Below are 13,889 nucleotides of genomic sequence, written 5' to 3' on the forward strand. Positions count from 1 at the left end.
CCATGGGCTTTCGCCTGTCAAAGATCTACACCCGCACCGGCGACCAGGGCGAAACCGGCCTCGGCGATGGCCGCCGCGTGCCCAAGGATCACCCCAGGGTGGAGGCCATCGGCGAGGTGGACACGCTGAACAGTCAGTTGGGGTTGCTGTTGGCTAACCTGGAGGAGCAGAGCGGCAAGCACCCCGAATTGAACGATGTGATCGACGTGCTCACGCCCTGTCAGCATCGATTGTTCGACCTCGGCGGCGAGCTGGCCATGCCGGTGTACAAAGCGTTGAGTGCAGCGGAAGTGGATCGGCTGGAAGCGGCCATTGATCGCTGGAACGAAGAGGTGGGGCCGCTGGAGAACTTCATCCTGCCCGGAGGTTCAGCGCTGATCGCCCAGGCCCATGTGTGCCGCAGCCTGGCGCGCAGCGCCGAACGTCGCTGTCAGCATTTGAATGCGCTGGAACCGTTGGAGGGGGTGGGGCTGGCGTATATCAATCGGTTGTCGGATTTGCTGTTTGTGGCGGCCAGGGTGATTGCCAGGCGCCAGGGGGTTGCTGAGGTGTTGTGGCAGGCGGCGGCCAAGCCACACTGATGTTTCCCGGGTGACTGACAGGGCCTCATCGGGGGTGTAGGAGCGAGCTTGCTCGCGAAAAACTCACAGGCACCGCGCCCATTCAGAAAGCTCGCGTTATCGTTGACGCTTTTCGCGAGCAAGCTCGCTCCTACATCCCGATAGCGCCCGTCAAAGCAACATCAATCACCGGGCCAAAACGCCCGAATCCCCGCCACACCCTGCGCCCCAGCCGCCCAAGCCTGCTCCCGCTGCGCAGGTCCAACCCCGCCCAATAGAAACACCGGCTTGCTGAACCCACGGATCAGCTCGGCCGCCTGCTCCCAACCCAACGGCTGGGCATCGGGGTGAGTCTGGGTCGGTTGAACCGGCGACAGCGTGACGAAATCCACGTCCATCATGTGCGCCAGCGCCAGCTCCTCGGCATTGTGGCAAGAGGCCGCCAACCACCGATCTTTCGGCAATGGCCGCCCCTTGCTCGCATATTTGCGCAATTGCGCCGAGGTCATATGCCAGCCGGCTGCAGGAAAATCCCCCAGCCATTCGAACGGCCCCTTGATCATCAGTTGCGCCTTGCCGGCACACAGGCCCACCGCATCCACCGCCAGATCACGGTATTTGGGGTCGTAGCCGTTGGGTGCGCGCAGTTGAACCAGCTTGATGCCACCGGCGATAGCCTTCTGGATGCCACGCAACAGCATCGGGGTCTCCAGCTCGCCCGGGGTGATCAGGTACTCGGCAGGCAAGCGCGCGGCGGCGACAATCGGCGCATTCGCCGCCGGGAACTCATAGTTGACCAAGTCCCGTGGCGTCACCCATTCCAACGGCTGCCCTTCGACGCCATGGGGCTCGCCGGTAAAGGCCGAGACCTCCCAGACATCCAGCAACACCTGCTTGTCCGGGTAGTCATGCCGCACCTGGATCAACGGCCGGGCCGTGGTGACCTGGATGCCCAGCTCTTCCTGCAACTCGCGAGACAAGGCCGTGGCGACTGACTCATCAGCCTCCACCTTGCCGCCTGGAAACTCCCAGAGGCCGCCTTGATGCTGAGTATCGGCGCGGCGTGCCAGCAGGATCCTGCCATCGACACCGCGAATCACCGCTGCTGCTACATGCACTCGTTTCACCGCCACTGCATCCTCTCGTTATAGCCCTTGTAGGAGCGAGCTTGCTCGCGAAAAACTCAACGCCACCGCGTTATCCAGGATGTACGCGTTATGGTTGACGTTCTTCGCGAGCAAGCTCGCTCCTACCTTCAGGTGCGATATTCCGCGTTGATCTTCACGTATTCGTGGGACAGGTCCGTGGTCCAGATGGTTTCGCTGCACTCGCCGCGACCCAGTTCGATGCGGATGGTGATTTCTTCCTGCTGCATCACTGCCGAGCCCTGGGCCTCGGTATAGGTTTCGGCACGGGCGCCACGGCTGGCAATGCACACGTCGCCGAGGAACACGTCGATCTTGCTCACGTCCAGATCAGACACACCGGCACGACCAACGGCGGCGAGGATACGGCCCCAGTTCGGGTCGGAGGCAAACAGCGCGGTCTTGATCAACGGCGAGTGGGCCACGGTGTAACCCACATCCAGGCATTCCTGATGATTGGCGCCGCCGTTCACTTCTACCGTGACAAACTTGGTCGCGCCTTCGCCGTCGCGCACGATGGCCTGGGCCACGTCCATGCACACCTCGAATACCGCCTGCTTCAACGCCGCGAACAGCGGGCCTTCGCAGGAGGTGATTTCGGGCAGGTTGGCCTGGCCAGTGGCGATCAGCATGCAGCAGTCGTTGGTGGAGGTGTCACCGTCGATGGTAATGCGGTTGAACGACTTGTTGGCGCCGTCCAGCATCAGGCGCTGCAGCACATCGCGGGAGACTTTGGCGTCAGTGGCGATATAACCGAGCATGGTGGCCATGTTCGGGCGGATCATGCCGGCGCCCTTGCTGATACCGGTCACGGTGACGGTGACGCCATCGTGCACGAACTGGCGGCTTGCGCCTTTGGGCAAGGTGTCGGTGGTCATGATGCCGGTGGCCGCGGCCGCCCAGTTATCCACAGACAGGTCATCCAGCGCGGCTTGCAGGGCGCCTTCGATTTTCTCCACCGGCAGCGGCTCACCGATCACGCCGGTGGAATACGGCAGCACCTGGCTGGCGTCTACACCGGTCAACTGCGCCAGCTTGGCGCAGGTGCGTGCAGCCGCGACCAGGCCAGGCTCGCCGGTACCGGCGTTGGCATTGCCGGTGTTGGTCAGCAGGTAACGGATCGACCCGGCTACTCGTTGCTTGGCCAGGATCACCGGCGCGGCGCAAAAGGCGTTGAGGGTGAACACACCGGCGACGGTCGAGCCTTCGGCGCAGCGCATCACCACCACATCCTTGCGCCCCGGACGCTTGATGCCGGCCGAAGCGATACCGAGTTCAAAACCGGCGACCGGGTGCAATGTGGGCAAAGGACCAAGACCAACAGCCATGTATGCGCTCCTTGAAAGAGGATGTGTGTGCCGTCACTGTCGACGGGGAATTAATGGCAAAACGCCGCGACGGCTGATGCCGGTCGCGGCGCAGGATGTTGCAGCGTCAGGCGAAAATCTTATTCGATCTGGCCGTGGCAGTGTTTGAATTTCTTGCCCGAACCGCAGTAGCACAGCTCATTGCGGCCCAGCTTCTGGTCATTGCGTACCGGGGTTTGAGCCAGGGCCACATCGACCTCTTCGCCCAGCACCTCAGGGGCTTCCAGGCCTGGCGCTTCGTCATGCTGGAACTGCATGCGCGCCGCCAGTGCCTCGGCTTCCTGGCGCAAACGTGCTTCTTCCTCGATCGGGTCTTCGCGACGCACCTGGACGTGGGACAGCACGCGGATCGAATCGCGCTTGATCGAATCCAGCAACTCGGAGAACAGCGTGAACGACTCGCGCTTGTACTCCTGCTTCGGGTTCTTCTGGGCGTAGCCACGCAAGTGGATGCCGTGGCGCAGGTGGTCCATGGTCGACAGGTGGTCTTTCCACAGGTCGTCCAGCACGCGCAGAACGATTTGCTTCTCGAAGGTGCGCAGGGCTTCGGCACTCGCCTGCTCTTCCTTCTCGTTGTACGCGGCCAGCAGCTCGGTCATCAGCTTCTCGCGCAGCGTCTCTTCGTACAGGTGATCGTCTTCGTCCAGCCACTGCTGAACCGGCAGGTCCACACCGAAGTCGCTCTTCAACGCGGCTTCCAGACCGGCCACATCCCACTGCTCAGGCAGCGACTGCGGCGGAATATGCGCGCTGACGGTGGCGTTGAGCACGTCCTGACGGAAGTCAGCGATGGTCTCGCCAATGTTGTCGGCGGCCAGCAACGTGTTACGCATGTGATAAATCACTTTACGCTGTTCGTTGTTGACGTCATCGAACTCGAGCAGTTGCTTGCGAATGTCGAAGTTGCGGCCTTCGACCTTGCGCTGGGCCTTCTCGATGGCGTTGGTCACCATGCGGTGCTCGATCGCCTCCCCGGACTGCATGCCCAGGGCCTTCATGAAGTTCTTCACCCGATCCGAGGCGAAGATACGCATCAGGCTGTCTTCCAGGGACAGGTAGAAGCGGCTCGAACCGGCGTCACCCTGACGGCCGGCACGACCACGCAACTGGTTGTCGATACGGCGCGATTCGTGACGCTCGGACGCGATCACCTGCAAGCCGCCGGACTCCAGTACGGCCTGGTGGCGTTTCTGCCAGTCGGCCTTGATCTGGGCGATCTGCTCGGGGGTCGGGTTGTCGAGCGAGGCCACTTCCACTTCCCAGTTGCCGCCCAACAGGATGTCGGTACCACGACCGGCCATGTTGGTGGCGATGGTCAGCGCGCCGGGACGACCGGCCTGGGCGATGATCTCGGCTTCCTTTTCGTGGAACTTGGCGTTAAGCACCTTGTGCTCGATGCCTTCCTTGTTGAGCAGGTTGGACACGTGCTCGGACGTCTCGATGGTCGCGGTACCCACCAGGATCGGACGGCCCTTGGACATACCGTCCTTGATGTCATTGACGATCGCCGCGTATTTCTCTTCGGCGGTCAGGAACACCAGGTCGTTATAGTCTTTACGCGCCAGGGGCTTGTTCGGCGGGATGACCACCACCGACAGGCCATAGATCTGGTGGAATTCGAACGCTTCGGTGTCGGCCGTACCGGTCATGCCGGACAGTTTGTTATACAGACGGAAGTAGTTCTGGAAGGTGGTGGACGCCAACGTCTGGCTTTCGGCCTGGATGTTGAGCATTTCCTTGGCTTCGATGGCCTGGTGCAGGCCTTCGGACAAGCGACGACCGGGCATGGTACGGCCGGTGTGTTCGTCGACCAGTACCACCTGGCCGTCCTGGACGATGTATTCGACGTTGCGATGGAACAGCTTGTGGGCGCGCAGGCCGGCATACACGTGGGTCAACAAGCCCAGGTTGTGCGCCGAGTACAGGCTTTCACCCTCGGCGAGCTCGCCGATCTGGGTCAGCATCTCTTCGACGAACTGGTGACCGGCTTCGTTGAGCTCGACCTGGCGAGTCTTCTCGTCGATGGTGAAGTGACCTTCTTTGGTCACCACGCCTTCGACTTCCTCGATGTGCTGCTCCAGACGCGGGATCAATTTGTTGATCTCGGTGTACAGGCGCGAGCTGTCTTCGGCCTGGCCGGAGATGATCAGCGGCGTACGGGCTTCGTCGATCAGGATGGAGTCGACTTCGTCGATCACAGCAAAGTTGAGTTCGCGCTGGAATTTTTCTTCCATGCTGAACGCCATGTTGTCGCGCAGGTAGTCGAACCCGAATTCGTTGTTGGTGCCGTAGGTGATGTCGGCGGCGTAGGCGGCGCGCTTCTCTTCCGGCGGCTGGAACGGTGTTACCACGCCGACGGTCAGGCCCAGGAATTCATACAGCGGGCGCATCCAGTTGGCGTCGCGGCGAGCCAGGTAATCGTTCACCGTCACCACGTGCACGCCCTTGCCGGACAATGCGTTGAGGTAAACGCCCAGGGTGGCCACCAGGGTCTTGCCTTCACCGGTGCGCATTTCGGCAATCATGCCTTCATGCAAGGTCATGCCGCCGATCAACTGGACGTCGAAGTGGCGCATGCCCATGACGCGCTTACCGGCTTCACGGGCGACCGCAAAGGCTTCGGGAAGCAGCTTGTCGAGGGTTTCACCTTTGGCTATGCGGGCCTTGAACTCTTCGGTCTTGGCGCGCAATTGCTCGTCCGACAGGGCAACCATCTGCTCTTCGAAGGCATTGACCAGCTGCACCGTCTTGAGCATGCGTTTGACTTCGCGCTCATTCTTGCTTCCAAAAAGTTTCTTTAACAAAGGCGCAAACATATCGGCAGGTTCTTCCACACATAGGGATGGAGGGCGCACCGTGAGTGGCCCGAGCAGCCCTCACGGCCGCATGCGAACGCGCATTCTACCCGGAATCGTGGGTGAGGAAAGTGGCGTTGTTCCCCGATGCGGGCACGGCGCTGTGAGAGGGCTTGTTTAAAATAAGGGCTTTTGCTGGAACTTCAACCCATCAAGCGCAGAAGTTACTTATTGATTTCACGGGAAAAGCCCTGCCGATGCATGGCTTCGGGGCCCGCAGGCGCTTTCTGTTAAGATGCTGGCTCTGTTACTTAAGGTGTCTAAACATGGCATTTCGCCCTCTTCCAGCCCGCGCTCCCGGCGTGTTGCTTCGCGAAGCTAAGCCGCTGAGAGCCATCTTTGGCCACGCCAAGCGCCTGGGGCATTTGCAACGCCTGCTCGAAAGCCAGTTGCAACCGGCCGCGCGCGAACACTGTCATGTGGCGTCCTGGCGTGAAGGCAACCTGCTATTAATTGTCACTGACGGCCACTGGGCGACCCGTCTGCGTTACCAGCAAAAACGCCTGCTGCGCCAATTGATGGTGTTCGATGAGTTCGCCGGGCTGGTGCGCATCCAGTTCAAGGTACAGCCGCCCACCGTACTGCGCAGCACGGCGGGACATACCCTGGACCTGTCGGAAAATGCAGCCGAGACCCTCCAGGCCACGGCCGAAGGGATCAGCGATCCGGGTCTGCGCGCGGCACTGCAACGGCTGGCCGCCCATGCCAGACCCAAATCCTGAGCCTCACTTGCGCTTGCTGCCGCCCAGTAACGAGCCCAGCAAGCCGCGCACCAACTGCCGCCCCATCTGATTGGCGGCCTGCTGCATGGCGGATTTCAGCGCCTTGCCTGCCGTGGTCCCCAGGAACGCACCGGCCTTGTCGGTAAAGCTGGGTTCTTCAGTCGCGGGCTTGGCCTCATCGGTCGGCCCCAACGCCTTGCGTGCCATCAGCACTTCGTACGCTGATTCGCGGTCAATCGGCTTGTCGTAACGGCCCTGCAGCGCCGAGCTGGCGATCAACGCCGCACGTTCGGCCTCGGTCAGCGGCCCGATCCGCGACTGTGGCGGTGCGACCAGCACGCGCTGGACCATCTCCGGCGTGCCCTTGTCCTGCAAGGTGCCCACCAGCGCTTCACCGGTGCCCAACTCGGTCAACACCGCCAAGGCATCGAAGGCCGGATTGGGCCGGAAACCGTCCGCCACCGCCCGCAGGGATTTTTGCTCTTTGGTGGTGAATGCGCGCAGGCCATGCTGAACACGCAGGCCCAGTTGCGCGAGCACGGTGTCAGGCAAGTCGCCCGGCGATTGCGTGACGAAGTACACGCCCACGCCTTTGGAGCGAATCAACCGCACCACCTGCTCCAAACGGTCCTGCAACGCTTTGGGTGTGTCGGCGAACAACAGATGCGCCTCATCGAAAAACAGCGCCAGCAGCGGTTTTTCCGCATCGCCGCGCTCGGGCAACTGCTCGAACAGTTCCGCCAGCAGCCACAACAGGAAGGTCGCATAGACCTTCGGCGCGTCATGCACCAGGCGGCTGGCGTCGAGCAGATGGATACGGCCGCGCCCGTCGCCGGCGGGCTGCAGAATATCCTCAAGCTGCAGGGCCGGCTCGCCGAACAGGGCTTCGGCGCCCTGCTGTTCCAGCACCGCGAGACGCCGCAACAACGCCTGGCTGGACCCGGTGGTCATCAGCGCCGCGTCGTCGCCCAACAATTCAGGGTGATAACGCAGGTGGTTGAGCAATGCCTTGAGGTCTTTGAGGTCCAGCAGCAACAGGCCTTCACGGTCGGCCACCTTGAATGTCGCGTACAGCGCCGACTGCTGGCTGTCGGTGAGCTCCAGCAGGCTGCCGAGCAACAACGGGCCCATTTCACTGATGGTGGTGCGCAACGGATGACCGGACTGGCCATGGATATCCCACAGCGTGACCGGATAAGCCTTCGGCGCGTAATTGAGGAAGGGCATCCCGGCGATACGCTCGGCGACTTTGCCCTGGGGGTTGGCTGCGGCGCCCAGACCGCAAAGGTCGCCCTTGATGTCGGCAGCGAATACCGCCACGCCCGCATCGCTGAAGGCTTCCGCCAGACGCTGCAAGGTGACGGTCTTGCCGGTGCCCGTGGCGCCGGCGATCAGCCCATGACGGTTGGCCAGGCGCATGGGCTGGGTGATGGGCTGGCCGTCTGGACCGGCACCGATAAGCAGTTGTGTGGAGTCAGGCATTTCGTCACCTATGGTTAATCTTTAATGCCGCGAGGTCGATATAGACGTATGTAAGCCCGACAAAGACTAGAAAACGGTCAGATAATTCCGACATGGACCAACGGAGCTATCACCAGAAATATCACACCTTTTTTAACGCTGCCATTTTGCGCCTCCTCCAGAGGGCGCGCACCGGATATCAAGACCTTAGCGGACCCTACAAGCCATGAATAAAAACCTGCGCTTCAGCCATAAAATTTTGCTTGCAGCCTCCCTTATCGTCATCGCCGCCTTTGCGTTGTTTACCCTCTATAACGACTACCTGCAGCGCAATGCGATTCGTGACGACCTCAATAGCTACCTGCATGAAATGGGCGACGTCACCGCCGGCAGTATTCAGACCTGGCTCACCGGGCGCATCGCCCTGGTCGAAAACGCCGCACAGAATATCGCCCTCAACCCCGAGCCTTCCGTGGTTGCCAGCCTGCTGGAACAGAAAGCGCTGACATCGTCGTTCATGGCGACCTACGTCGGCGACAGCCAGGGCACGTTCACCATCCGCCCGGACACCAAGATGCCCGAGGGTTTCGACCCGCGCGTTCGCCCCTGGTACAAGGGCGCCCAGGCCAGCAACGGCTCGACCCTGACCGAGCCTTATATCGACGCGGCCACGGGGCAGCTGATTATTTCCATCGCCACACCGAGCGCCAAGGCCGGCCAAAGCATCGGCGTGGTGGGCGGCGACCTGAGCCTGCAAACCCTGGTGGACAACATTGGCGCGCTGGACCTGGGCGGCATGGGTTACGCGTTCCTGGTCAGTGCCGACGGCAAAGTACTGGTCCACCCGGACAAAGCCTTGGTGATGAAAACCCTGTCGGACGTTTACCCCAAGGACACGCCAAAGATCAGCGCTGACTTCAGCGAAGTAGAGGCCAATGGCAAGACCAATATCGTTACGTTTACCCCGATCAAGGGCCTGCCGTCAGTGAATTGGTACCTGGGCATTTCGGTGGATAAAGCCAAATCCTTCGCCATGCTCACTGAATTTCGCACATCGGCGGTGATCGCCACCCTCATCGCCGTGGTGATCATCATCGCGTTGCTGGGCATGTTGATCCGCGTGTTGCTGCAACCGCTGCACGTGATGACCCGGGCCATGCAGGACATTGCCGACGGCGAAGGCGACCTGACCCGACGCCTGACCATCCAGAACAACGACGAGTTCGGCACCCTGGGTACTGCATTCAACCGTTTCGTCGAGCGCATTCACACTTCGATTCGCGAAGTGTCGTCGGCTACCGAGCAGGTCAATGAAGTGGCACTGCGGGTGGTCAGCGCGTCCAACTCGTCGATGGTCAATTCCGACGAACAGGCCAACCGCACCAACAGCGTCGCCGCTGCGATCAATCAACTGGGCGCTGCCACTCAGGAAATCGCGCGTAACGCGGCGCAGGCCTCCAGCCAGGCCAGTGATGCACGGCATCTGGCCGAAGACGGCCAGCAGGTGGTAGAGCGCAATATCAAGGCCATGACCCAGCTGTCGAGCATGATCAGCGCCTCCAGCAGCAATATCGAGGCGCTGAACAGCAAGACCGTGAATATCGGTCAGATCCTTGAAGTGATCACCAGTATTTCCCAGCAAACCAACTTGCTTGCGCTCAACGCTGCCATCGAGGCCGCGCGTGCCGGTGAAGCCGGTCGCGGCTTCGCGGTAGTGGCCGATGAAGTGCGCAACCTGGCGCATCGCACCCAGGAATCGGCGCAACAGGTGCAGAAGATGATCGAGGAACTGCAAGTCGGCGCCCGCGACTCGGTGAGCACCATGAGTGAAAGCCAGCGCCACAGCCAGGACAGCGTGGAAATCGCCAACCTGGCCGGCGAGCGCTTGAACAGCGTGACTCAGCGCATTGGCGAGATCGACGGCATGAACCAGTCCGTGGCCACCGCCACCGAGGAGCAGACTTCGGTGGTGGAGTCGATCAATATGGACATCACCGAGATCAACACCCTCAACCAGGAAGGCGTGGAAAACCTGCAATCGACCCTGCGCGCCTGCACGGACCTGGAGCAACAGGCGTCGCGCCTGAAGCAATTGGTGGGCAGCTTCCGCATCTGATTACACAAAGGGGCTTGGCGGTACTCGGTAAACATGTGGGAGGGAGCTTGACCCCGATGGCGGCCTCAGGGCCGACCAGGATGTTGGATCAGACCGAGTACATATCCGTTTCTGCGGTAACGGCTGCTAACGGTTCCGCTTTTACAGCGGCTCACTTTTGAAAAGCGCAAAAGTAAGCAAAACGCTCTTGCCCCACCACTCGGCACCTCGCCTAGGCTCGGTGTGCCCGAACGCAGGCTTGAATCCGTGGGCCGCCGCAATGGGCCATCCATGGCCCAGTGCGGCTAACCCGGCGTCCTGCCGGGTTACCCACGGATTCAAGCCTGCGCTCGGCCAGCGTGGTTTAACGGGGCGCCTAAGATCAAAAGCAGATCAAGATCAAAAGCGGCTCGCTTCGCATCGTGGTTAGGGTGGGGGCATCGAAGTCTGTAGGAGCGAGCTTGCTCGCGAAAAACTTACAGGCACCGCGTTCATTCAGGAAGCACGCGTTATCGTTGACGTTTTTCGCGAGCAAGAGCTAGGCGCCCCCCTCGCTCCTACAGACGGCCGTGTTCGCTTAACTGACTGGCATCAGGGCAAGCCCCCTCCCCCATCATTTCAACCTTGAACACGCAGCACGACACCAATCCCGATCGAACATCTATCCTTACCTCAGGTCCACGTAAAGGAGAGCAATGGATCGGAGGGCTGTTCATCGTGCATATCGCTGACATAACCATGTTCTACGCCCCGGCCAGCGGTGGCGTACGCACTTATCTGGACGCCAAGCACCGGCGCCTGGCGCTCAAGCCCGGGATTCGCCACAGCCTGCTGGTGCCGGGCGCCCACTTGAGCGAGCGCGATGGCATTTTCGAGGTGCCGGCGCCGCCGCTGCCCTTCGGCAAAGGCTACCGCTTCCCCCTGCGCCTGGCGCCTTGGCGAAATGTCCTGCACGATTTGCAGCCTGACCTGATCGAGGTCGGCGACCCGTACCTGACCGCCTGGGCCGCCCTGGACGCCCGGCGCCAGCTGGATGTGCCCGTCATCGGTTTTTATCACTCCGATCTCCCCCTGCTGGTGCGTAACCGCATGGGCGCCTGGTTTACCCCCAACGTCGAAGCTTATGTCAGCAAGCTCTACGGAAACTTTGACCGGGTACTGGCCCCCAGCCAGGTGATGGCCGACAAACTCATTGGGCTTGGGGTGAAAAACGTCTTCGTACAGCCTCTGGGCGTCGACCTGCAAACCTTCACCCCCGCCGTGCGCGACCCCGGCCTGCGCGCCGAACTGGGGATCGCTGAAGACACCCGGCTGCTGATTTTCGCCGGGCGTGGCTCCAAGGAGAAAAACCTGCCGGTGCTGCTCAACTGCATGAAGCGCCTGGGCGAGGGTTATCACTTGTTGCTGGTAGGTTCCGGCATGCCGGCCAACGTGCCGGACAATGTCACTGTAGTCGACGGCTTCCGCCCGGCCGATCATGTTGCGCGCTTGATGGCCAGCGCCGACGCGTTGCTGCATGGCGGCGACCAGGAAACCTTCGGCCTGGTCATTCTGGAGGCCATGGCCTGTGGCATTCCGGTGGTCGCCGTGGCGGCGGGGGCCTTCACCGAGATTGTCGACGAACGCTGCGGCCTGCTGTGCGCGCCCAACAACCCCAAGGCGATGGCCGATGCGGTACGCGAACTGTTCGGCGCCGACAGCCGGCGTCTCGGAGAACAGGCGCGGCGCCATGTCGAACGGCATTACGCGTGGGATGCGGTGGTAGACAGCCTGCTGGGGCATTACCACGCCGTGCTGGGCACACAAAAGCCGATGCTCGCCCATGGCTGAACGCTCAGTCATGCTGGTGCTGCACGATGTGGCGCCGAGTACCTGGGCCGATTACCAGCCCTTTGTCGAGGCCGTCGATGCCCTCGGCCATGTTCCTATCACCTGGCTGGTCGTTCCCGACTTTCATCACCACGATGCCCTCGCCGCCCATCCCGGCTTCCGGCGCCTGCTCGACCATCGCGTCGCCAGGGGCGATGAACTCACCCTGCACGGTTACTACCACTGCGACGACCAACCCCGGCCACGAACGCCACGGGAGTGGTTCATGCGGCGCCTCTATACCCATGAGGGCGAGTTCTACCAGTTGTCCGAGGCCGAGGCGCTGCGGCGCCTGACCGACGGCGTCGAGGTCTTCCAGCGCAATGACTGGCCCCTTCAAGGGTTTGTCGCACCCGCCTGGTTGATGAGCCAGGGCACCCGGCTGGCGCTGCGCCAGTTACCGCTGCGCTACACCAGCGACCCGCAGCACCTGTATCGCCTGCCTGATTTCACGCCCACTCACGCCCCGGGCCTGGTGTGGAGCGCGCGCAGTGCGTGGCGCCGGGGCCTGTCCAAAGTCTTGAGCGATCGGCGCGAGCAGCGCTGGCAGGCCGCACCGGTAATCCGATTAGGGTTGCATCCCGTCGATATGCGCCATGAGTATTCCCGTCATTATTGGCTGCATACCCTGGAGCGGCTACTTGACGACGGGCGCACGCCACAGACCAAGTCTGCCTGGCTGTCGACGCTGCCATGCGCCGGCTGATCTGGCTGGTACTGGCGCTGCTGGTCGCGCTGGTGATCCCGGTGTGGCTGGGTGGCGGCGAAACCGTTGCGCGCCTGCGCCAGTTCCCCCTGCCCCAGTTACTGGGGATGTTTGCCATGATCATCGGCTGCTGGTTGATCAACAGCCTGCGCATCCGCTTGTTGCTGGGCGAGCAGCGCAGTCGGTTGGGGTGGCGCAAAAGCCTGGGCGTGGTGATATCGACCGAGTTCGCCATGTGCGCGACGCCAGGCGGCAGCGGCGGGCCACTGACGCTGATGGGCCTGCTGGCCCGCAACGGCATACGCCCCGCCCACGGCAGCGCGGTGTTCGCCATGGACCAACTGAGTGACATGCTGTTCTTTTTCTGCGCACTGGTGGGCATCGTGCTGTATGCGCTGTTCCATAGTCTCAGCCCGCGCCTGGAATGGCTGCTGGGGCTCAGTGCCGCGTCGATGGTCGGTGGAGGCGTTGGCGCCTTTCTGGTGGTGCGCTTTCATCGGCGCCTGATTCGCCTGGCCGGACGAGCACTCAAGGCCATGAAGGTGCGCGTCGGCACCCGACGGCGCTGGGCGCGCCGGTTGCTGCGCTTTCTCGCAGCCTTCACCCAAACACTGAAATTGCCCTGGAGCACCCTGCTTGGGGTATTCGCGCTGACCAGCCTGCATTGGTTGTTACGCTACAGCGTGTTGTACCTGGCGCTGCGCGGCCTGGGCGGTGAGGTGCAGTGGGCCTGGAGCTTCCTGATCCAGATGCTGTCATTGACCGCCGGGCAGTTCAGCCTGCTGCCAGGCGGGGCCGGAGCGGCGGAATTGACGTCGGCGGCATTGCTCGCGCCGATGGTGGGCAACGCCACCGCTGCGGCGGCGATTCTTATCTGGCGGGCAGTCACCTATTACTTCTATCTGCTGGCCGGTGCGCCAGTGTTCCTATTGATGGTAGGCAAGCCGCTGCTCAAGCGTCTTTTTCGGGGGCAGCCGGCGGCTGCTCATCCTCCTGCAACTGTTCCCACAACCGGGCGGCGCCAGGAAAGTCAGTGCCATCCTCAGCACCCAGCGCATCCGGGTCGTAGCGACTCAGACAGCCTTCGCCCAAGGTAGCGGGTGGCCTGG

At 62.0% G+C, this 13,889-nt stretch carries 10 protein-coding genes and 1 pseudogene; 7 read left to right on the plus strand and 4 right to left on the minus strand.

The window, feature by feature from the left end; genetic code table 11:
• Positions 1 to 2: 2 nt before the first annotated feature.
• Positions 3 to 581: a cob(I)yrinic acid a,c-diamide adenosyltransferase gene (locus tag TU82_RS14490; RefSeq protein ID WP_057723851.1), complete on the plus strand. Its 579-nt coding sequence runs from the start codon at positions 3 to 5 to the stop codon at positions 579 to 581.
• 161 nt (positions 582 to 742) lie between these two features.
• Here the strand turns inward: TU82_RS14490 and TU82_RS14495 are convergent, their stop codons facing one another.
• The 3 genes from TU82_RS14495 to secA all read right to left on the minus strand — a co-directional run bounded on the left by TU82_RS14495 (position 743) and on the right by secA (position 5,888).
• A complete protein-coding gene (locus TU82_RS14495) occupies positions 743 to 1,687 on the minus strand; it encodes a Nudix family hydrolase (protein ID WP_057724083.1) in 945 nt (314 codons plus the stop codon).
• Between the two features lie 128 nt (positions 1,688 to 1,815).
• The gene (gene argJ, locus TU82_RS14500) at positions 1,816 to 3,033 is read right to left on the minus strand and encodes a bifunctional glutamate N-acetyltransferase/amino-acid acetyltransferase ArgJ (protein WP_057723852.1); all 1,218 of its coding nucleotides are present in this window, start codon (positions 3,031 to 3,033) and stop codon (positions 1,816 to 1,818) included.
• 119 nt (positions 3,034 to 3,152) lie between these two features.
• Positions 3,153 to 5,888, minus strand: coding sequence for a preprotein translocase subunit SecA (gene secA, locus TU82_RS14505; RefSeq protein WP_057723853.1), 2,736 nt, complete (start codon positions 5,886 to 5,888; stop codon positions 3,153 to 3,155).
• A gap of 305 nt (positions 5,889 to 6,193) precedes the next feature.
• Between secA and TU82_RS14510 the strand changes: the two genes are divergently transcribed.
• Entirely contained in the window at positions 6,194 to 6,649 is a 456-nt protein-coding gene (locus TU82_RS14510) for a DUF721 domain-containing protein (RefSeq protein ID WP_057723854.1), read from the plus strand.
• A 3-nt stretch (positions 6,650 to 6,652) separates the two neighbouring features.
• Here TU82_RS14510 and TU82_RS14515 read toward each other — a convergent pair whose 3' ends face one another.
• On the minus strand, positions 6,653 to 8,131 hold the full coding sequence (locus TU82_RS14515) for a helicase HerA-like domain-containing protein (protein WP_057723855.1): 1,479 nt from the start codon (positions 8,129 to 8,131) through the stop codon (positions 6,653 to 6,655).
• Between the two features lie 205 nt (positions 8,132 to 8,336).
• Here TU82_RS14515 and TU82_RS29575 point away from each other — a divergent pair.
• The 5 genes and pseudogenes from TU82_RS29575 to gpgF form a co-directional block, all read left to right on the plus strand.
• Positions 8,337 to 9,368 (plus strand): annotated as a pseudogene (locus TU82_RS29575) (HAMP domain-containing protein); the annotation flags it as partial.
• Positions 9,369 to 9,461: 93 nt separating this feature from the next.
• Positions 9,462 to 10,226, plus strand: coding sequence for a methyl-accepting chemotaxis protein (locus tag TU82_RS29580; protein ID WP_420893025.1), 765 nt, complete (start codon positions 9,462 to 9,464; stop codon positions 10,224 to 10,226).
• Positions 10,227 to 10,922: 696 nt separating this feature from the next.
• Positions 10,923 to 12,035, plus strand: a complete 1,113-nt coding sequence (gene gpgS, locus TU82_RS14525; RefSeq protein WP_162276149.1) for an N-acetylglucosaminyl phosphatidylglycerol synthase — start codon at positions 10,923 to 10,925, stop codon at positions 12,033 to 12,035.
• Positions 12,028 to 12,780, plus strand: a complete 753-nt coding sequence (gpgD, locus tag TU82_RS14530; protein ID WP_057723857.1) for an N-acetylglucosaminyl phosphatidylglycerol deacetylase — start codon at positions 12,028 to 12,030, stop codon at positions 12,778 to 12,780. The genes gpgS and gpgD overlap by 8 nt, the downstream gene beginning before the upstream one ends.
• On the plus strand, positions 12,768 to 13,877 hold the full coding sequence (gene gpgF / locus TU82_RS14535) for a glucosaminyl phosphatidylglycerol flippase (RefSeq protein WP_057723858.1): 1,110 nt from the start codon (positions 12,768 to 12,770) through the stop codon (positions 13,875 to 13,877). Before gpgD ends, gpgF begins: the two co-directional genes overlap by 13 nt.
• Positions 13,878 to 13,889 lie beyond the last annotated feature (12 nt).

The organism is Pseudomonas orientalis (genome assembly GCF_001439815.1).
Taxonomy (GTDB): Bacteria; Pseudomonadota; Gammaproteobacteria; order Pseudomonadales; family Pseudomonadaceae; genus Aquipseudomonas; species Aquipseudomonas orientalis.